Here is a 20,353-nt window from a genome sequence, read left to right as displayed (position 1 = left end):
CGTTGTCGCACCCGCGGGCCATGATGGTGCTGTGACACAGCCAGCAGCCTCGTTCGGTCGCCCCGTCGCGCCAGCGCTGGGTGCCGCGGCCCCCGAGCTTCGTGTCGCGCGCTTGCGCCCGCACGCCGGGCCGCTCCTCTGGCCGGCGCTGCTGCTCATCGTCATCGCGGGTGTCACGGGATACTTCACCGGGAACGTGCCCGACCCCTTCACCGACGTGATGCTCTGGTCGGCCGCGGGGCTGGTGGTCGTGCTCCTCGTCGTGCTGCCGTACCTACGCTGGCTCGCGCATTCGTACACGATCACGACCCGTCGGGTCATCGAGACCTCGGGACTCATCGTCCGTCGCCGGTCGGAGCTCAGCCATATCCGTGGTTACGGCATCGACGAGTCGCGCGGCCCGATCCAGCGCCTGAACGGGACGGGAACGCTGACGCTCTCGAACGGCGTCGACCCCGCCATGCGGCTGCGGAGCATCCCGGCCGTCGCCCTCGTCCACGAGGTGCTGGCAGACCAGGTCGAGGTGAGCCAGATTCTGGCGCATCGCGACTCGCACAGCATGCCGATCATCGGCTCCGACGCCTGAGCATGATCGCGCCCGCTCGCGCGTGCGACCCCGTCTCCGTGTGCGGGATGATGGATGCGAAACCGGAGGAGGCGCCATGTCGTTGCGAGTAGGAATCGTCGGCGGAGGGCAGCTGGCCCGCATGATGATCGCGCCGGCCGTCGAGCTGGGACTCGATGTGCGCGTCCTGGCCGAGGAGCCGGGCATGTCTGCAGCCATCGCGGCGACCGCGACGGGCGACTACCGCGACCTCGAAACGGTTCGGGCCTTCGCTCGCGATGTCGATGTCATCACCTTCGATCACGAGCACGTTCCGCAGGAGGTGCTCCGGGCGCTCGTCGATGACGGCGTCGCCGTGCACCCCGGTCCCGACGCTCTTTTCTATGCACAGGACAAGCTGCGCATGCGCGCGAGGCTCGCCGAGCTCGGGATGCCGCAGCCCGAGTGGGCCGCGATCTCCGATGCCGCCGGCCTGCAAGCCTTCCTCGACGACAACGGCGGGCGCGCGGTCGTGAAGACGCCGCGCGGTGGATACGACGGCAAAGGCGTTCGTGTCGTCCGTTCCGCCGACGACGCCGCTGACTGGCTCGACGCCCTCCAGCCGGGGGGACAGCTGCTCGTCGAGGAGCTCGTCGAGTTCACGCGCGAACTCGCGCAGCAGGTGGCGCGGCGGCCCTCCGGGGCGTGGCGTTCGTACCCCGTGGTCGAGACCGTGCAGCGCGACGGGGTGTGCGCGGAGGTCATCGCCCCGGCTCCGCGGGCGGGGCAGCGCCTGATCGAGGTCGCCGAGAACATCGGGGTCGCGATCGCGGAAGGGCTGGGTGTCACCGGCATGCTCGCGGTGGAACTCTTCGAGACGGCCGATGACCGGCTCCTCGTGAACGAGCTCGCGATGCGCCCGCACAACAGCGGTCACTGGAGTCAGGACGGCGCCGTGACCGGACAGTTCGAGCAGCATCTCCGCGCGGTGCTCGATCTGCCCCTCGGCGACACGGCTCCGCGAGCGCCGTGGTCGGTCATGATCAACATCCTGGGCGGTCCCGTCTCCGACTCGCTCGCCGCGCGCATCCCCGCCGCTCTCGAAGCCCACCCGGGTGCGAAGGTCCACACCTACGGCAAGGCCCCGCGTCCCGGGCGCAAGGTCGGACACGTCAACCTGTCGGGCGACGACCTCGACGCCGTCGTCGGCGACGCCCGCGTGGTGGCGGCGAACTTCGACGACTGAGCCCTCGGGGGTACCGCGCCGCTCCGGGGATTCCACAGGTGGCCCGCCTAACCTGGGTCGGTGACATCCTCGCCGCTGCATTCGTCGGACGCTCCGCTCGTCGGAGTCGTCATGGGTTCGGACTCCGATTGGCGCGTCATGAGCGACGCATCGCAGGCGCTCACCGACCTCGGTGTCGCGCACGAGGTCGAAGTCGTCTCGGCCCACCGCACCCCCGACAAGCTGCTCCGCTACGGTCGTGAGGCACGCGCGCGAGGGCTGCGCGTCATCGTCGCCGGCGCGGGGGGAGCGGCGCACCTCCCGGGCATGCTCGCGTCGCTGACGCCGCTGCCGGTCGTCGGCGTGCCGGTGCAGCTCGCGACCCTCGACGGACTCGACTCGCTGCTGAGCATCGTCCAGATGCCCGGCGGCATCCCCGTGGCCACCGTGTCGATCAACGGCGCGAAGAACGCCGGCCTCCTCGCTGCGCGCATCATCGGCGCGGGCGACGCTGAGCTCGCCGATCGGCTGGAGGAGTACGCCCGCAGCCTCGAACAGCAGGTCGAGGAGAAGAACCTCCGACTCAAGGAATCCCTGTGACCGTCACCGCTCCGCCGCGCAACTCCGCACGGCCGCGACGCGGAAGCCTCATCGAAGAGCGGCCGCTGCGGCATCCCGACACTACCTCGCCCGAGGTCATGGGTCGTCGCGGGTGGTGGCTCGTCGTGCTCAACTTCCTCCTGCCCGGCTCTGCCCAGGTGCTCGCCGGGAATCGCCGACTGGGGCGTTTCGGTCTCGCCGCAACGATCACGATGTGGGTCATCGCACTCCTGACCGTGCTGACCGGTCTGCTGTGGCGCCCGCTGCTGCTCTCGCTCGCCACCAACTGGCTCGTCCTGCTGATCGTCCAGGTGGTGATCGCGTTCTACGCGGTGCTGTGGATCGTGCTGACGGTCGACACGTTGCGTTTGGTGAAGCTCGTGCGCGCGGGCACGGTGGCCCGCATCGGCGTCCCGCTCCTGGCCATTCTGCTCGCCGTCGCGTCGACGTCGGCCGCCGCGTGGACGTTCGACCGCGTGAACTCCGTTCGCGAGACGCTCAGCACCGTGTTCGGTGCGAGTGGGCCGAGCGTTCCGCCGTCGGACGGCTACTACAACGTCCTCCTGCTCGGTGCCGACAGCGGTGAAGGCCGCGACTCCATGCGCTTCGACTCGATCTCCGTCGTGTCCGTGAACGCGGAGACCGGGGCGACCACGATCACCGGTGTCCCGCGCGACATGGGGCACTTCCCGTTCGCTCCGGGGCCGATGAAGGATCTGTATCCCGACGTCCACGAGGGACGCGTCGACCCGAACTGCGGGTGGAGCAGCGGCATCAACCAGCTGCAGACCGAGGTGGAGATCTGCCGCGACGGCAACGCCCTCTATCCGGACGCACATGACGACGGATCGTCGCCGGGGGTGGAGGCGACAAAGGACGCCGTCGAAGGCATCCTCGGAATCACGATCCCCTACTACGTCTTCATCGACATGAAGGGCTTCGCCGACCTCGTCGACGCGCTCGGCGGTGTCGACATCAACGTCGTCGAGCGCCTGCCCAAGGGCGGCGGGCCCCAGTACGAGGGGCAGCCGGCCGACGACTGGGCCGAGGGATGGATCGAGGCGGGCCAGCAGCACATGGACGGTGACACCGCCCAGTGGTATGCCCGGTCGCGCTACACGACGAGCGACTTCGACCGGATGCGTCGCCAGCGCGAGCTGCAGCAGGCGATCCTCGCGCAGATGACACCGCAGAACGTGCTCGACCGCTTCACCGAGATCGCGGATGCCGGGCAGGTGCTCGTCCAGACCGACATCCCCGCCGATCTGCTGCCGTTCCTCGCCGATATCGCGATGAAGGCCAAGGAACAGCCGGTCACCACGATCGAGCTCACGCCCGAGAACGGTATCGAGGAGGCCGACCCGGATTGGGCTCTCGTCCGGCAGATGGTGCAGGACGCGCTCCACCCGCAGACCCCGACCCCCGCGCCGGAGGGCTGAGCGATGACCACGGTTCTGCGGGTCGTGCTCGACCAGCTGGTCGATGTCGTCGACGCCGATTCCGCCGAGGCGTCCCTCGAAGTGGCGCGCGCGCTGGTCGCGACGGCGCCGGCGCGATGCGAGGTCGCTGCGGTCGTCCCCTCGGACGCCGCGGAGGCGGCTGCTGGGGTCGGCGGCCTGGCCCAGACCGTCCGAGCCCCGTTCCCGCGGACCGGTCTGCTGGCCTCCTGGCCGATGGGAATCCCGGGAGGCGTCGCGGGAGGGCTGCTGCATGCGCCGACCCTGCTCGCGCCGCTCGTCAAGCATGATCGGGCTCATGACAACGAGCAGACCGTCGTCACGCTGTGGGACCTCGCGGTCTGGGACACGCCCGCACTGTTCCCCCGCGCGACGGTGCTCGCGCACCGCGCGCTGCTCAAGCGCGCCGAGAAGCACGCGGACGCCGTCATCGTCCCCGCTCATGCCACCGCGCATCGCCTCGCGGAGATCGCCCCCAAGCTCAGCGGCCGGATCCGCGTCATCCCCGGGGCTGCGCCCGCCGACTTCCGTGTTCCCACCGACGCCATCGGGCGGCGGCGCGAGCTCGGCGTGCCCGACCGGGCGGCGGTCGTCGCGGGCGGCACGGAAGAACAGCTCCGGGCCGTGCTGGCCTCCATCGCCGGGGAGCAGACCTCCAGCATCGTCGTGTTCGACGAGCCGGCCGACGTCGCGAGCGCCATCGCCGAGTCCGGGATCGACCGCGACCGGGTCATCGTGCCCGGCCGGCTGGATGCCGCCGACCGCGCTGCCGTGCTCGACGCGGCCGTCCTGCTGATCGCGCTGTCGGTCGGATCTGGGTTCCCCTGGCGTGCCGTGGAGGCGATGGTGCTCGGGGTGCCCGTCGTGGCCTGCGACTCGCCCGTGCATCGCGAGGTGCTGCTCGACGGGGCACGGATCGCGCCGTTCGACGAACTGCGGGATGCGGCGGGGGAGGTGCTCTCGTCGCCGGACGAACTGCACCGGTGGGCCGTGCGCGCCGGGGATCGTGGCCGCGCGTTCTCGTGGCGCGATCACGCCGAGCGGGTGTGGGCCCTCCACGCCGAGCTGTGACGCAGGCCTCGGTTCTCTCCTCCTAGGGTGGACGTATGCCCGCACGCGTAGGAGTCGTCATCCGCACGGCCGATCGACCCGAGTTCCTCGCCCGGGCCCTCGCCGATGTCGCCGCTCAGACCTTCGGCGACCGACGGATCGTCGTGGTCAACGATGGCAGCGATCGGGCCGCTGTCGAGGCCGTGGTCTCGGCCTCCGCCGTCGCCGACACCGTGACGGTGCTCGACTCGCGGGCCCCGGGCGGCCGATGCGCCGCGGCGAACACGGGCGTTGAGGCTCTCGACACCGAGTTCGTCGTCATTCACGATGACGACGACCTCTGGGCGCCGGAGTTCCTCGCCCGCACCGTCGCCTTCCTCGACGACCACCCGGACGACTCGGGGGTCGGGGTCGCGACGGCGATCGTGTACGAGGAGAAGCGCGCAGGGCGCTGGGCCGAGACGGACCGCGTGCCGTTCTGGGCGGATCTGACGGCGTTGCGATTCATCGATCTGCTCGAGGTGAATCGCGCGGTTCCCATCTCGCTGCTCTACCGTCGCGCGCTGCACGAGCGCGTCGGTCCCTACGACGAGTCGCTCGAAGCCGTCGAAGACTGGGAGTTCTACCTGCGCGTCCTCGCGATCGGGACGCTCGGCTTCATCGGGGGAGCGCCGCTGGCGTTCTGGACCCAACGCCCCGGCGCGTCGGGTGCGGAGGGCAACAGCATGTTCGCGCTCGAGCACCTCCATGACCGCGATGACATGATCGTTCGCGATCGCGAGCTCCGTGCCTGGGTGGCGGACAACGGTGCTGGGCTGCCGCTCTACCTGGGCGCTATGGAGCGCCGTATCGTCGCGGAGCTGAGAAACGAAACCGAGTCGCTACGGCGAGAACTTCGCGAGCAACGCGCCGCCATCCGCGCCGACATCGACGCGCATCAGCCGATCTGGTCGCGGCTGCGCCGTCTGCGCCGCCGGATGTCGCGCTGACCGGCGCAGTAACGGACGGATGACGGTTCGGCGTGGATGCTGTGTGAACGAGGCGATAGCCGCAGAATGATTGCGTGACCTCTCCCCGTGTGCGCAGAACAACGACCTCGGTGACCGCGACGAGCTTCCGGCTTTTCGGCGGACTCGTCGTCGGGATGCTGGCCCTGAGCGCTTGCGCCACGCCCGTCGGCGGTGCGATGACTCCGTCTCCGACTCCGACTCCGACGCTCGAAAGTCCGACGCCGGAGCCGACGCCGACGCCCGAGGGCTCCGCGACTCCGGACATGCCGGCTCCGACCGAGACGGTCGAGGTAGACACGCCCTACAACGGCGAGGTGCTGATCATCACCGCCGAGCAGCGCGGTGCGACCCTCGAGGTCACCGCGATGATCCCGGGCGTCAGCGAGGATGACGGTACCTGCACGCTCCGCGTCGACGGCGTCGGGGTGGCGACCATCACCAGCACGGCCGGCAACGGGGTCACCTACTGCGGTCTCATGTCGGCGGACGTCGCATCCGACTCGGCCGCGACACGCTTCGACGTGCAGTACGAGTCCTCATCGACGCGGGCGCGTTCCGCCGACTCGAGCGTCGAGTCGAGCCAGTGAGCGCGCGCCGTACCATCCGTTCGTCCGTCGCGGTCCTCGCCGCATGGGTGTGCGCCGTCGCGCTGCTCGTCGCGGCTCCGGTCGCGCTGTCGTCGTCGATCGCGCCGGCGCCGGCCGCAGCCGCGGCTTCGGGGTCGGACTTCAACCCGGGCAACATCATCAGCGATGCCGCCTTCTACGACTCGAACGCGATGGGCTCGCCCGAGATCCAAGCATTCATGGAGCGCCAGGTGCGCTCCTGCTCGTCGGGTTACACGTGTCTGAAGGACTACCGCCAGAACACCGACAACCGCCCGTCCGACCGTTACTGCAACGGGTACGAGGGGCGCGGCAACGAGAGTGCGTCCACGATCATCGATCGCGTCGCCCGCTCGTGCGGCATCAGCCAGAAGGTCATCCTCGTGCTGCTCGAAAAGGAGCAGTCGCTGGTCACGTCGACCTCCCCGACCGCGCGCGCCTACGCGGCGGCGACCGGACAGGGATGCCCCGACACGGCTCCCTGCGATTCGGCGACGCTGGGCTTCTTCTACCAGGTCTACTACGCGGCCCGGCAGTACAAGATCTACAAGGCGTTCCCCCGGGACTTCGGCTACCAGGCCGGCCGGTGGAACAACATCCTGTACCACCCGTACAACAACTGCGGCACCCAGCGCGTCTACATCGAGAACCAGGCGACGGCGGGTCTGTACATCTACACCCCGTACGTCCCCAACCATGCCGCACTCAACAACCTGTACGGCACGGGCGACTCGTGCTCCTCGTATGGAAACCGCAACTTCTGGCGGCTCTACACCGACTGGTTCGGGTCGACGCAGCCGCCTGCGCCGGCACCCAAGTACGGGGTCGACTCGTCCGTGGTCGCCGTTGACAATGCGGGGGCCGTTATCTCTTATCCGTTCAAGAGTGCTACGTGGGGTGATCGGGTTCAGACTGCCGGGGGCATCGCGAGCACAGATCGGGTGCTCGCGGTTGGCGATTTCGACGGCGACCAGCGGCGCGACATGATCGTCGTCGACTCCTCAATGAGGGTATGGCTGCGCCCGCTCGAAGCGAGAGCGGGCGACCTGCCGCAGAAGCGCATCGACGTGGACTGGTCCGAGTCGACCTTCATTTCGGCGGCCGGCGATGCCGACGGTGACGGTATTCCCGATGTCTACACAACGACCAAGACAGGACTGTTGCTCTTCTGGAAGGGCACCGGGTACGGCACCTTCGCCGCGCCTAAGCAGGTCGGAAGTGGGTGGGTCGGCTATACCGCTTTCGTAAGCGGCGCAGATCTCACCGGAGACGGTGCGTCCGACTTGCTCGCTCGCGATTCGTCGGGGGCGCTCTGGCTCTACCGTGGCGATGGCAACGGCGGGTTCCGCGACGGCCGTGAGTATCTGGGCGGAGGGTGGGAGGGCATGCGCTCGATCCTCATGCCCGGCGACTTCACCGGGAACGGGAGCGGTGACATCCTCGCCGTCGACGGCGCGGGACTGCTCTGGGCGTACGAAGGCAACGGTAAGGGAGCCTTCGCGCGTCAGACAGCTCCTGTCGGAAGCGGCTGGTCAATCATGAGCGTCGTTACCTCGGAGGGCCCGAAACCCGGCTGGAAGAAGTCCTTTCCCGGCGGAGCCGGCGACTTCACGGGTGATGGCGCGGCGGATGTCGTCGCCGTGTCCGCGAAGGGCGTAGCCAGTATCTACCGCGGCGATGGAACGGGTAGTTGGCTTAGCCCCATTGAGGTGGACTCGCGATGGGGGCAGGCGACGATCGTGCCGCTCGGGGACTTCACCGGTGACGGACGAGCGGACCTCGGGCGTATCACTCCTGACGGAACGTTCCAACTGCTGCGTGGCCGTGGTGACGGCACCTTCGAGGCACCAAAGACTATCGGGAGTGGGTGGAACGGCTTCGGACTCGTCACCGGCGGTATCGATTTCGACGGCGATCGTCGCGTCGATGTCCTGGCGCGAGACGCCGCAGGTAACTTGATGCTCTATCGAGGCGACGGGATGGGAGGCTGGCTCACGGGCAAGGGCGAACTCGTCGGTGTGGGGTGGCAGATCATCAACTCGCTGTCGGCTGCCGGCGATGTCGACGGTGACGGCGTCAACGATCTGATCGGACGCCGAACCGATGGAACCCTTTGGCTGTACGGCACCAGCGGACGTGGCGGCTGGGGATCCATCCGACAGATCGGCGTCGGATGGCAGGTCTTCCCAACGGTGTTCAGCCCCGGAAATTTCGACGGCGTAGGCGGCCCTGATGTGATGGGCCGAGGTGAGAACGGTGATCTGCATCTGTACCGAGGCAACGGCAGCGGCGGCTGGCTTGGGCAGGGCGTGGTAGGCATCGGCTGGGACGTGATGACGCAGATCCGCTGACCCGGGGACGGCAGAGCTCCTCGGTTCGGATTTTTCTCCGCGATGGTCGACACTGGAGGGTCGGCCCTTTCAGAAATGAGACCCGCTCCGTGACGAACCCTTTGGCAACCTGGTCCTGGCCGTCCTTGAGCGCCGGCTACGCGCGATGGACGGCTCCGCGGCCGGACGGTCTCCCCAACCGCCGCGTTATCGGGTGGCCGCTGGCGTTGCTAGCAGCTGTCCTGGTCGCGTTCGTCGCGTTGGGTTTGACGGGCTCCTCGACAGGCATCGTCCACAGTCTCATCAGTGAAGGGGACGACCCTGCTCTCATCGTCGGCGAGCCGGAGCCTGTCCGCAGCGACGAGTGGCTGGTTCAAACGTCGTGGGTGATCTCGCAGGTTGAACAGGAGCTGCCTGCACGCAACGAGACGTTTCCCGGCGGGATGGATGCGACGGTTCAGAACGATCTGCCGACGACGGACTGGTCGACCGCTTTGCGGCCCCACCTCTGGGGGTTCTTCTTCTTCCCGCTCGACCAAGCCATGGCACTGAAGTGGTGGCTGCCTGGCTTCGCCATCATCGCCGCGGGGTATCTGCTGTCGGTCGTTTTGATGCCGCGCCGGCCAATCGCGGGAGCGGCGTTGTCCGTCGGATTCTTCTTCGCGCCCTTCTTCCAGTGGTGGTATCTGTCGACGACGCTCTATCCGGCCGCGTGGGCTTTGCTCGTGATGGCAACGGCGGTGTGGTGCCTTCGGTCGGCGCGACGACGCGGTGCGTGGATTCTGTCGGGGCTCACAGCCTGGCTGACAGCAGCGATGGCCGTTGGTGTCTATGTGCCGTTCATCGTCCCCGTCGTACTGGTCTCCGCATCGTTCGTCGTCGGAGTGGTCTTGCAACGTGTGCCCCCAGCGCTTCCCTTCGCGCGACGTGTCGTGAGACTCTTGCCGCTTCTGGCAGCGGGCGCTGCCGCGGCCCTGGTGATGGTGGGCTGGTTGATTACCCGGTGGTCGACGATCCAGGGGTTCACCTCGACTGTCTATCCGGGTGAGAGGCTGCAGGAAGTCGGTCAGGGCGGCTGGCGGGAACTCGGTCAGCTTTTCGGTGCTTTCTTGTCCTTCGACCTTGACCGCACTCAGGGCCGGCCATTCGCGATGAACATGTCCGAGGCGTCCACGTTCTTCCTGCCTGGCCTGTTTCTGATCGTCGTCGTCGTCTGGATTCTGGTAATCCGGTGGCGAGAAGTCCGGCGCGTCGATCCGCTCTTCGTGGCACTTCTGTCAGCCGGCGCGGTGATGTTCGCCTTCCTGGTCATCCCCGGGTGGGACGCAGTAGCTCACGTGCTGATGCTCGACCGTACGACGTCGGCACGCATGCGCATCGGTTTCGGCGTGCTCAGCTTCGTTCTCGTCGTTGTCGTGGGGCGCGCCGTCGATGACAGAGTCCGCGACGGAGCGGGACGGCCTCCGTGGTGGGTATCGGCGTGCGCGGCGGTACTTGCAGCCGGCTCCATTGCCATGGTGGCGTGGCGTATTCGTCAGATGACAGGCATCCAGGGTTACCTGGCAGGTATAGAACCCCGAGCGACCGTAGTTCTCGTGATCGTCGCGGTTCTCTTCGTGGCTTCGGTCGGACTCTTTGCCCGCGGAAGGACCACCGGGGGCGCGATCGCTGTGCTCGTCGTGTCCGTCGTCTCAACGGTGGGGGTAAACCCCCTGTACCGCGGCGTGCTCGATCTGCGAGAGACGAAGACTGTCCAGGCCGTTCAGACCATCGATGAGGAGGAGCCCGGCACCTGGGTGGGCATCACTTCGACATCGCTTCCGACCATGATGCTGGTGGAGTCCGGCGTCACCGCATTGAATGGTTTCCAAGGCGCCCCTTCCCTCGAGATGTGGGCTCAGATCGACCCCACCGGAGCTTCGGAGGAGTATTGGAACCGCTTGGGGATGGTCTCCTGGGTCCTCGGGGAGGGCGACCCGGCGCCGCGCAATCCCTACCCGGATCAGGTACAGATGACATTTGATCCTTGCGCGTCGTTCGCGCAGGAGAACGTCACCTGGGTCCTGAGTGAGGTGCCCATCGAGTCGGCCTGCGTCACGCTCGCCGAGGAGATCCTCGAGGGTCCCACCACGATGCGTATCTATCAGGTGGCGGGGTAACGGAGAGCTGCCGCGCGCACCCGTCGATCGGGTGCGCGCGTGCTGTCTCAATCCGCGAGGTATGCGCGGAGTCGTTCGTGCGCGAGCCCGGGGTGCAGACCGCTGGCGGGATCGAGGCGAAGCATGCTGTTGCGCGGTCGCGCGGCTACAGCGCGTTCTGACCCGGCGAAGTATTCCGCGGTCGAGACCCCCGTCACTCGGTCAGGGTCGTGGCCGCCGATATGGAAGACGTCGCGCGCGATCTCATACCAGGTCGTTGGTTCGCCGTGTGAGGTCACGTTGTGGACGCCGTAGGCCGCGCCGCCGTCGAGCAGGTGCCGTATCGCCCGCGCGATGTCGTCGGTGAACGTCAGACGCCCGATCTGGTCGTCGACCACCTTCGGATCGATCCCTCGCTCGGCGAGCGAAGCCATCGTGCGGACGAAGTTGTTGCCGTCTCCGATCACCCAGCTGGTGCGGACGATGTAGTGACGGGGAACCACGGACACGACGGCATCCCCGGCGGCCTTCGTCTGCCCGTACACGCCGAGCGGCGACACGGGGTCGTTCTCGGTGTACGCGCCGTCCTTCGTTCCATCGAACACGTAGTCGCTCGAGACGTGCACGAGCGTGATTCCGTTCGCCGTCGCGAGGCGCGCCAGCGCGGCGACCGCGGTGACGTTGGCAGCCCAGGCTTCGACGCGCCCCTCGGGGGTCTCGGCGAGGTCGACCTTCGTGTACGCGGCCGCGTTGATGATCGTGCTGTAGTCGCGCCACCGGCGCGCGGAGGCCAGGTCGGGCGACGTCAGGTCGAGCTCGTCCCGCCCCGCGTACTCCATCCAGGGGTGATCGCCGAACTCGGCGCGCAGAGCCCGGCCGAGCTGGCCGTTCGCGCCGGTCACCAGGATGCGCTTGGGCGGCATCGGAACCACATCGGAAAGACGCGGGTGGTTCTTGTCCTTCTCACTGATCTCGACCTGATCGAGCGGGATCGGCCACTCGATCGCGGCGGTCTCGTCGGCGAGATTCAGGAAGGTGTAGGTCGCATCGGGCGACCAGTGGTCGTTCACGAGGTACGTGTACGCGGTGTCGGGCTCGAGCGTCTGATACGAGTTCCCGACGCCGCGCGGGACGAAGATCGCTCGCGAGGGGTCGAGCTCAGCGGTGTAGACGGCCCCGAAGGTCGGCCCCTCACGAAGGTCGACCCAAGCGCCGAAGATGCGGCCCGTGGCGACCGAGACGTACTTGTCCCAGGGCTCGGCGTGGATACCGCGGGTCGTGCCCACCGCGTCGTTGAACGAGATGTTGTTCTGCACCGGGCCGAAGTCGGGCAGATCGATGCCGGCCGCGGTCATCTTCTCGCGTTGCCAGTTCTCCTTGAACCAACCCCGGGAGTCGCCGTGCACGGGAAGATCGAGGACGATCAGCCCCGGGATGGCGGTCTCGGTGACCGTGAGCGTCTTGCCGAACTCGATGGCCACGCGTCACTGCCCCTTCGAGGCGTAGAAAGCTTCGACGCCGTCCTTCGCGGGCGCCCACCAGTCCTCGTTGTCGCGGTACCAGTCGATGGTCGCTTTCAGGCCGGCTTCGAAGTCCTGGTAGCGCGGCGTCCAGCCGAGCTCGGTGCGGAGCTTCGTGGAGTCGATCGCGTAGCGGAGGTCGTGTCCGGGGCGGTCGGTGACGTGGTCGTACGCGTCGGTGGGGTTGCCGGTGAGGGCGAGGATGAGTTCGACGACGGTCTTGTTGTCCTTCTCGCCGTCGGCGCCGATGAGGTACGTCTCGCCGATGACGCCCTTATCGAGGATCGTCAGCACGGCGGAGGAGTGGTCGTCGGCGTGAATCCAGTCGCGCACGTTCTCGCCCTTGCCGTAGAGCTTGGGGCGGATGCCGCGCAGGACGTTGGTGATCTGGCGGGGGATGAACTTCTCGACGTGCTGATACGGCCCGTAGTTGTTCGAGCAGTTGCTGATCGTCGCCTTCACCCCGAACGAACGCACCCATGCGCGCACGAGCAGGTCGGAGCCGGCCTTGGTGCTGCTGTAGGGCGAGGACGGGTTGTACGGCGTGGACTCGGTGAACCGTGCCGGGTCGTCGAGCTCGAGGTCGCCGTACACCTCGTCCGTGGAGATGTGGTGGAAGCGCTTGTCGTGCTTCCGCGCTGCCTCGAGCAGGGTGTAGGTCCCCACGATGTTCGTGTCGAGGAACGGGCGGGGGTCGTGGAGGGAGTTGTCGTTGTGCGACTCGGCTGCGTAGTGCACGACGGCGTCGACCTGGCCGAACAGCTCGTCTACGAGCGCGGCGTCGGCGATGTCGCCCTGCACCAGGCGCACCCGATCCTCCGGCAGGCCCGCAAGGGATGCAGCGTTGCCCGCATAGGTGAGCTTGTCGAGCACGATCACCGAGTCATCGGTGTTGCCGACGACGTGGTGAACGAAATTCGAACCGATGAACCCGGCGCCGCCCGTCACGAGAAGATGACTCATGTCATCAAGGCTACCGGCAGGCGGCGGCGACGACCGAGGTGCATGGTCAGCGTCGCTGCCATGTCGGAGCCCAGCGGCGTTGTCTCCGGTTCTGGCTCCGAGCCCGCACACAGGCAATCGTCGACTGCTCGATCTAAGCTCGCCCGTGGTCCGTGTGCGGTTGAGCTCCCTGCCGTATGCGTCGAGGACACATGGGGTACCGTGACAGGGGCGAATAGGAGCGCGCGGTGATCTTCCCCTCCGATGGGCGTCGGCTCGTCATCTACGTCATCTACGACCGGCGTGGAGAAGTCGACGATTACGTCCTTCATGCCCTCGCGGGCATGCGGGACCATGCCGCTCACATTCTCGCGGTTGTCAACGGATCACTCACAGCGGACGCTCGGCGACGACTGGAGCCACTCTGCGACGACATACTCGTTCGAGACAACGTCGGGTTCGACATCTGGGCGCATAAAGAGGCGCTCGGTCACGTGGGCTCCGCGCTCGACGAGTTCGATGAGGTCCTACTCACGAACGACACGTGGTTCGGCCCGGTGAAGCCCTACGGTCCCGTCTTCGGCCGCATGGATGTCATCGACGCCGACTTCTGGGGTATGACGGATCATGCTCGGGAAGAGCCGAACCCGTTCACCGGCGAGGGCGTCCTGCCCTACCATCTGCAGTCGTTCTGGATCGCCGTTCGACGGACGATGTTCACTTCGGAACGGTGGGAGCGGTACTGGCGCGACCTGCCGCAGATGCCGTCCTACTTCGATGCTGTCCTGAAGCATGAGACGGTCTTCACGGAGACGTTCGTGCAGGCAGGCTTCCGCTCCGCAGTCGCATACGCATCAAGTGACTATCCGACCGACCACCCGGCGCTGTTCAATCCGACGTTGCTCATCGACGACGGCTGCCCTCTGGTGAAACGCCGACCGTTCTTTCATTGGCCTCCGTTCCTCGACCGCCATGCCGTCATCGGCCGTACGGTTCTGGAACGGGTCGCCTCGGAGGGTTATCCGACGGCTCTCATCCTCAACAACCTGGCGCGTACTGTTCCGCCGAAGGTGATCAACACGAACCTTGCGATGCTCGAGGTGTTGCCCCGTTCTGCAGTCACGGCTTCGGAGAATCTGTCCTCACTTCGTGTACTGGTGGTCATCCACGCGACCTCTGCAGAGGCTGTCGCTCCCTTGCTGGAGCGGCTGTCGTGGTTCCCGACCACGGTGCACGTCATAGTCACGACGTCCGATGCGGGCCTGGTGCCGGCAGTCGAGCCCCTCCTCGCCGCGCAAGGGGCGCATCTCTCGTCAGCAGAGGTGCGAGTGGTCCCGTCGGTCGACGGGCGCGACATGAGCGCGTTCCTCATCGGATGCCGCGACGAGCTGCTGAGCTCGACTTTCGACGTGTTCGTCAAGCTCCATGACCGCGTCCCATCGCGACGCGGTCGCACGGTCGCGGAGTACTTCCGGCGTTACACCCGCGACAACCTCATCGGCAGTCCTGAGTACATCGCCAACCTCCTCGGGCTCTTCGTCCGCGAGCCGGGTCTCGGCGCTGTGTTCCCGCCTGTCATTCAAGCAGGCTACGCGACAGTGGGAGCCGGTTGGTCCTGGTACCGCGGCGCTGCCCACGACATGGCCGATCGACTCGGAATCCGAGTACCTCTCGACGGTGTGACCCCCCTCGCTCCCCTTGGCGGCATGTGGGTCGGCAGGCCTGCAGCGCTGCGCCCGTACCTGTCTGCTCGCTGGACATACCGCGACTTCCGGGACCGGTCGGCGGAGAAGGTGCCGGACCTCCAGCGCCTACTCGAGCGGCTCGTCTCCGCCGCAGCAGGGGAGGAAGGCATGCACTGTCGCACCGTGCTAGACGGGGAGCATGCGAGCTCGACCCATCTCTCGCTCGAGTACAAGCTCGACCAACTCGCGGTGAACCTCCCGGGGTATCCCGTCGAGCAGATTCAGTTCCTGCATCGCGCCGGGTGGATCGGCACGGCCGGTGCCGTGGCGTTCTTCCGCATGTACATGAAGACCAACCACAACGAAGTGGTTCGGAAGCTGGACCCGGTCATGCAGCCTGTCGGTCGCGGTGCCCGCGCCGTGCTCCGGACCGCGAAGGAGGGTGTCGCGAAGGGGCGTCGGATCATCACAGGGGGCCGCTCGTGAACAATCCGAATGTTGTCCCGGCCGTCGCGCTGCACGCGCACGCACGTCGGTTGGTCATTTACACGGTCTACGACCGCAGAGGCGGTGTCGATGACTACGTGGTGCACGCGCTCGAGGCACTGCGACCGCACAGCGAACACATAGTCGCCGTCGTCAACGGTTCGTTGACGCCTGTCGCGCGGGCGCGGCTCGAGCGGGTTGCCGATGTGATCCTGGAACGTGAGAACACGGGCTTTGATATCGAGGCGCAACGCTACGCGCTTCGGCATCTCGGGCGCAGCATAGAAGAATTCGACGAGCTTGTTCTGACCAACGACACGTGGTTCGGCCCGGTGCGTCCCTTCGCACCAGTTTTCGACCGGATGGCATCGCGCGCGCTCCACTTCTGGGGGATGACCGATCATGCGCCCGAGCAGCACAATCCTGTGGCGGGCAAGAATGTTCCTTACCACTTTCAATCGTTCTGGATCGCCGTGCGACGCGAAATGTTCACGAGTGAACGATGGGCCCGTTATTGGGACGAACTGCCTGAGATAGGGTCGTACGCCGACGCTGTCAAGAATCACGAGATCGTCTTCACTTCTGCTTTCCGTGAGAGCGGCTACACGGGTGATGTGGCTTTCGCATCCGACGAGTACGGCAGCGTCAATGCCTCGCTTCTGGCGCCGCTCGCGCTCATGCAGGATGGCTGTCCTCTGCTCAAGAAGCGACCGTTCTTCCATTCGCCTCCGTTCCTCGACCGGCACGCGGTTGTCGGGCGATGGCTGCTGGACGCCGCAGCTGATGCTGGATACCCGATAGAGATGGCGCTGGCGAATCTCGCACGCAATGTCCCCCCCAAAGTTCTGAATGCCGACGCCGGGCTCATGGACATCGTGAATGTCGACCATCCGCCGTACGACCCCGCGGCGCCGTTGCGGATCGTCGTCATAGCTCACATCTTCTACGCCGAGATGACCGGCGAGTTGATCGAACGTGCGAATACGCTGCCTCTCGCATATGACCTCATCGTCACCACTCCCGACGCGGATCGAGCACGAGACATCGAGCAGCGCCTCGCGGCCTTACCGGGCGAACGCGGCGCCGTGTCGGTGCGCGTCGTGGACTCCAATGACGGCAGAGACCAGAGTGCATTCTTGATCGGCTGTCGTGATGTACTGCTATCCGACGACTACGACATTGTCGTGAAGCTCCACAGCAAGAAGACCCCCCAGGACGGCTACAACGTCGGGACGCACTTCAGGCAGCAACAGTTCCTGAACCTTCTCAATGACGCCGAGCATAGCTCGCGGGTGATTGCACTTTTCCAGCGTGAAGCCGGTCTGGGGCTCGTGTTCCCGCCGATGATTCACATTGGGTACCCCACCCTGGGCCGGGCCTGGTGGGCCAACAAGCCCGGGTTCGCCGTCCTCGCTGAGGAGTTGGGGATTCGAGTTCCGCTCGACGACGTGTCTCCCCTCGCACCGTACGGCTCGATGTTCATCGCACGACCGGCAGCTTTGCGTATCCTCGTGCAGCATCCGTGGCAGTACGCGGACTTCGGCGGCGCGGAGGCGTATCAGGACGGCGGCCTGGCACACATTCTGGAACGCATGCCCGCGTATGCCGCGGGGGAGCTCGGGTACCACGCGCGAACCATCGTCACGCCCGATTACGCCGCCGTCAGTCACACCGCCCTCGACTACAAGCTCGACGAGATGTCGGCGACGGTTCCGGGCTACGTCGACGAGAAGATCGATCGGCTTCGCGCGCTCGGGTACGTCGGAGCAGGATCGGCGAGAGATTTCTTACGCATGTACATGCGCGTGAACCACATGGGTGTTGTGCATCGCCTGCGTCGGATGATGGACCCGGGTCGGCGCCCCGGCCGATGGATCCACAATGTCGCCAACCGACTCCTGAAGGGCCGAGAGGGGGAATCCGCTGAGTAGGTGTTCTCCCGGGTGGCGGCCCGAGGAGCGCGCTGGTCACGGGCTAGGCTGATCTCCCGTGACAGACACAACAGTCCCATCTTCCTCCCGAGCGCCAAGGGTAGAGCCTTCAGCAGAGGTGAGCGGAGCTTCCATCGGCTCGGGCTCCTCAGTCTGGCACCTCGCGCAGGTGCGGGAGGGGGCGGTGATCGGCGAGAACTGCGTGATCGGTCGAGGTGTGTACATCGGCGCCGGTGTCTCTGTCGGCGACAACTGCAAGATTCAGAACTACGCGCTCGTGTACGAGCCAGCTGATCTGGGCAGAGGCGTCTTCGTGGGGCCCGCTGTTGTTCTGACGAACGATACTTATCCCCGAGCAATCAACCCCGACGGGTCGCCCAAGTCCGCTTCCGACTGGACCCCTGTTGGCGTGACGGTGCGCGAAGGAGCTTCCATCGGCGCCCGTGCGACGTGCGTTGCTCCTGTCGTCATCGGTCGGTGGGCCACCATCGCCGCTGGTGCCGTAGTCGTCAAGGACGTGCCCGATTACGCTCTCGTCGCGGGTGTTCCAGCCAGACGCATCGGTTGGGTGGGACCAGCTGGCTTGCCACTCGAGCAAATCGGCGAGCGGTGGGTGTGTCCCCGCACCGGAGCCCGCTTCGTCGAGTCTGAAGGTGTACTAGAGGAGGAAACTCGTGCTTGAATTCATCCCTGCGGCCAAGCCTCAGATCGGGGACGAGGAGCGTGCTGCCGTAGACCGTGTGCTTCGCAGCGGAATGATCGCCCAAGGGCCCGAGGTCGCCTCATTCGAGCGGGAGTTTGCTGACCACTTCGTCGGCGGGCGCGAGACGGTCGCGGTCAACTCTGGCACCTCGGGGCTCCACCTCGGGTTGCTCGCCTGCGGCATCGGACCCGGAGACGAAGTGATCGTCCCGTCGTTCACGTTCGCCGCGACGGGTAATTCGGTTGCGCTGACCGGCGCGACTCCGGTTTTCGCTGACATCGATCCGATCAGCTTCACGCTCGATCCGTCGAGCGTAGAGGCAGCGATCACACCGCGTACGCGGGCGATCATGCCTGTACACCTGTACGGACACCCCGCTGACATGGTGGCGCTCGAGGGCCTTGCTGCGCGCCACGAGCTGATGCTGGTCGAGGACGCGGCCCAGGCCCATGGGGCGAGCTTGCATGGGCAGCCGGTCGGAACCTTCGGCGCGTTCGCCATGTTCTCGCTGTACCCGACGAAGAACATGACCAGCGGTGAGGGGGGAATGGTCACAGCTGCGACCCCCGAGATCGCGCGCATGCTTCGCCTCTTGCGTAACCAAGGAATGGAACGCCAGTACGAGAACGAGGTCGTCGGCTTCAACGCGCGGATGACCGACCTGCACGCGGCCATCGGACGGGTTCAACTCGAGAAGGTCGACGCATGGACCGCGAAGCGGCGGGAGAACGCTTCGTACCTCGACGCTCACCTTCGAGGCATCCGCACCCCGATCGTGGCCGACGGGGCGCACCATGTCTATCACCAATACACCATCCGGGTTCCGGAGGATCGTGACGGGTTCGTCACGGCGCTTCGCGAGGAGCATCAGATCGGCAGCGGTGTCTACTATCCCATCCCGAACCACCGTCTCCCCTCTCTCGCGGGCTTCGCCCCCGGGGTCGAACTCCCGCAAACCGAGGCCGCTGCGCGAGAGGTCGTGTCGCTGCCCGTGCATCCGGCGCTCGACCACGATGACTTGGCACGCATCGTCGAGGCTGTCACTCACGTTATGCGAGCCGGCGCATGAGCGCCCCGTTGAAGGCAGGGCTCCTCGGCCTGGGCATGATGGGGCGCCACCACGCACGCTTGCTGCGCGAGATCGACGGCGTCGAGCTGGTGGCGGTCGCCGACCCAGCCGGCGACCCACACGGGGTCGCAGGGGACCTCTCTGTCCTCCCAGACGTCGAGGCGTTGGCGTCTGCGGGAATCGATATCGCTGTCGTCGCGGTACCCACCCGCTTCCACGCCGCTTCCGCCAGCGTTCTGGCCGAAGCCGATGTGCACGTACTGGTGGAGAAGCCCATCGCTGACAGCTCGGAGCAGGGCCGCGCGCTCGCGGACCTGTTCGACTCGCGCGGCCTCGTCGGAGCTGTGGGGCACGTGGAGCGGTTCAACCCTGCCCTGCAGCAACTGCGAGATCGGTTGGCGGGCGGCGAGATCGGCGACGTCTACCAGATCGCGACGCGCCGCCAGAGCACCTTCCCGGCACGCATCGGAGATGTGGGAGTGGCGAAGGACCTGGCCACGCATGACATCGATCTCACTGCGTGGGTCGCTCAGTCGTCCTATGCCGCGGTTTCCGCGCAGACCGCGTTCCAGAGCGGGCGGTCTTTCGAAGACATGATCGCCATCGCCGGTCGGCTCGCGGACGGTGCCGTCGTCAACCACTTGATCAACTGGCTGAGCCCGATGAAAGAACGCGTCACGGTTGTGACCGGCGAGAGAGGGACTTTCATCGCAGACACCGCCACCGCTGACCTGACGCTGTATCGCAACGGTACGGCCGCCCTCGAGTGGGAGTCCGTCTCGACGTTCCGAGGCGTCTCCGAGGGAGATGTCACACGTTTCGCGTTCCCGAAGCGTGAGCCCTTGCGCGCCGAACTCGAGGCATTCCGGGACGCTGTCAACGGGCAGCACACCGCTCTGTCCACGATGCGCGAGGCTGTTCACGTCCTCGGGGTCGTCGAGGCGTCTCTCCAGTCTGCGGCGGACGACGGGCGCCTCATCCACACCGGGGACAAAGCCGCGACCACCGCATGATCCGAGGCCACCGGTCCGCAGGGCTCCGCGCTTTCAGGGCGTGGA

At 66.6% G+C, this 20,353-nt stretch carries 16 protein-coding genes; 14 read left to right on the top strand and 2 right to left on the bottom strand.

The genetic code is table 11. The features are described 5' to 3' along the window. The first annotated feature begins 31 nt into the window (after window positions 1-31). The 9 genes from DO944_RS12120 to DO944_RS12080 all read left to right on the top strand — a co-directional run bounded on the left by DO944_RS12120 (window position 32) and on the right by DO944_RS12080 (window position 10,980). Window positions 32-586: a PH domain-containing protein gene (locus DO944_RS12120; RefSeq protein WP_112617389.1), complete on the top strand. Its 555-nt coding sequence runs from the start codon at window positions 32-34 to the stop codon at window positions 584-586. A 76-nt stretch (window positions 587-662) separates the two neighbouring features. Next, window positions 663-1,790: a 5-(carboxyamino)imidazole ribonucleotide synthase gene (locus DO944_RS12115; RefSeq protein WP_112617388.1), complete on the top strand. Its 1,128-nt coding sequence runs from the start codon at window positions 663-665 to the stop codon at window positions 1,788-1,790. Between the two features lie 111 nt (window positions 1,791-1,901). Beyond that, window positions 1,902-2,369: a 5-(carboxyamino)imidazole ribonucleotide mutase gene (purE, locus tag DO944_RS12110; protein ID WP_112617590.1), complete on the top strand. Its 468-nt coding sequence runs from the start codon at window positions 1,902-1,904 to the stop codon at window positions 2,367-2,369. After that, window positions 2,366-3,808 carry an LCP family protein gene (locus DO944_RS12105; protein WP_112617387.1) on the top strand — a complete coding sequence of 481 codons (1,443 nt, stop codon included), beginning with the start codon at window positions 2,366-2,368 and terminating at the stop codon, window positions 3,806-3,808. Before purE ends, DO944_RS12105 begins: the two co-directional genes overlap by 4 nt. A 3-nt stretch (window positions 3,809-3,811) precedes the next feature. Beyond that, window positions 3,812-4,897 (top strand): glycosyltransferase, encoded by a 1,086-nt coding sequence (locus DO944_RS12100; RefSeq protein ID WP_112617386.1) that lies wholly within the window; start codon window positions 3,812-3,814, stop codon window positions 4,895-4,897. A 35-nt stretch (window positions 4,898-4,932) separates the two neighbouring features. Then, window positions 4,933-5,865, top strand: a complete 933-nt coding sequence (locus DO944_RS12095; RefSeq protein WP_112617385.1) for a glycosyltransferase family A protein — start codon at window positions 4,933-4,935, stop codon at window positions 5,863-5,865. A 74-nt stretch (window positions 5,866-5,939) separates the two neighbouring features. Continuing rightward, entirely contained in the window at window positions 5,940-6,473 is a 534-nt protein-coding gene (locus DO944_RS12090) for a hypothetical protein (RefSeq protein WP_146752040.1), read from the top strand. Continuing rightward, window positions 6,470-8,842 carry a VCBS repeat-containing protein gene (locus DO944_RS12085; RefSeq protein ID WP_112617383.1) on the top strand — a complete coding sequence of 791 codons (2,373 nt, stop codon included), beginning with the start codon at window positions 6,470-6,472 and terminating at the stop codon, window positions 8,840-8,842. Before DO944_RS12090 ends, DO944_RS12085 begins: the two co-directional genes overlap by 4 nt. An 89-nt stretch (window positions 8,843-8,931) precedes the next feature. After that, a complete protein-coding gene (locus tag DO944_RS12080) occupies window positions 8,932-10,980 on the top strand; it encodes a hypothetical protein (RefSeq protein WP_112617382.1) in 2,049 nt (682 codons plus the stop codon). A gap of 47 nt (window positions 10,981-11,027) precedes the next feature. Here DO944_RS12080 and DO944_RS12075 read toward each other — a convergent pair whose 3' ends face one another. Both DO944_RS12075 and rfbB read right to left on the bottom strand, forming a co-directional pair. Then, window positions 11,028-12,440, bottom strand: coding sequence for a bifunctional dTDP-4-dehydrorhamnose 3,5-epimerase family protein/NAD(P)-dependent oxidoreductase (locus tag DO944_RS12075; RefSeq protein ID WP_112617381.1), 1,413 nt, complete (start codon window positions 12,438-12,440; stop codon window positions 11,028-11,030). Window positions 12,441-12,443: 3 nt separating this feature from the next. Next, window positions 12,444-13,442 carry a dTDP-glucose 4,6-dehydratase gene (gene rfbB, locus DO944_RS12070; RefSeq protein ID WP_112617380.1) on the bottom strand — a complete coding sequence of 333 codons (999 nt, stop codon included), beginning with the start codon at window positions 13,440-13,442 and terminating at the stop codon, window positions 12,444-12,446. A gap of 227 nt (window positions 13,443-13,669) precedes the next feature. Between rfbB and DO944_RS12065 the strand changes: the two genes are divergently transcribed. From DO944_RS12065 to DO944_RS12045, 5 genes are read left to right on the top strand one after another with little or no spacing between them, the layout of a single operon-like run. Then, window positions 13,670-15,592 (top strand): rhamnan synthesis F family protein, encoded by a 1,923-nt coding sequence (locus DO944_RS12065; protein WP_112617379.1) that lies wholly within the window; start codon window positions 13,670-13,672, stop codon window positions 15,590-15,592. Next, window positions 15,589-17,523, top strand: coding sequence for a rhamnan synthesis F family protein (locus DO944_RS12060; protein WP_181574232.1), 1,935 nt, complete (start codon window positions 15,589-15,591; stop codon window positions 17,521-17,523). The genes DO944_RS12065 and DO944_RS12060 overlap by 4 nt, the downstream gene beginning before the upstream one ends. Window positions 17,524-17,581: 58 nt before the next feature. After that, on the top strand, window positions 17,582-18,205 hold the full coding sequence (locus DO944_RS12055; RefSeq protein WP_112617378.1) for an acyltransferase: 624 nt from the start codon (window positions 17,582-17,584) through the stop codon (window positions 18,203-18,205). Beyond that, complete coding sequence (locus DO944_RS12050; protein WP_112617377.1) at window positions 18,198-19,295, top strand: DegT/DnrJ/EryC1/StrS aminotransferase family protein; 1,098 nt, start codon at window positions 18,198-18,200, stop codon at window positions 19,293-19,295. Before DO944_RS12055 ends, DO944_RS12050 begins: the two co-directional genes overlap by 8 nt. Then, window positions 19,292-20,308, top strand: a complete 1,017-nt coding sequence (locus tag DO944_RS12045; protein WP_112617376.1) for a Gfo/Idh/MocA family protein — start codon at window positions 19,292-19,294, stop codon at window positions 20,306-20,308. Before DO944_RS12050 ends, DO944_RS12045 begins: the two co-directional genes overlap by 4 nt. Window positions 20,309-20,353: the final 45 nt, after the last annotated feature.

Source organism: Microbacterium sp. SMR1 (assembly GCF_003289625.1).
GTDB lineage: Bacteria > Actinomycetota > Actinomycetes > Actinomycetales > Microbacteriaceae > Microbacterium > Microbacterium plantarum.
Note: the sequence above shows the minus strand (reverse complement) of the source record. Positions and strands in the feature narration are given on the sequence as shown.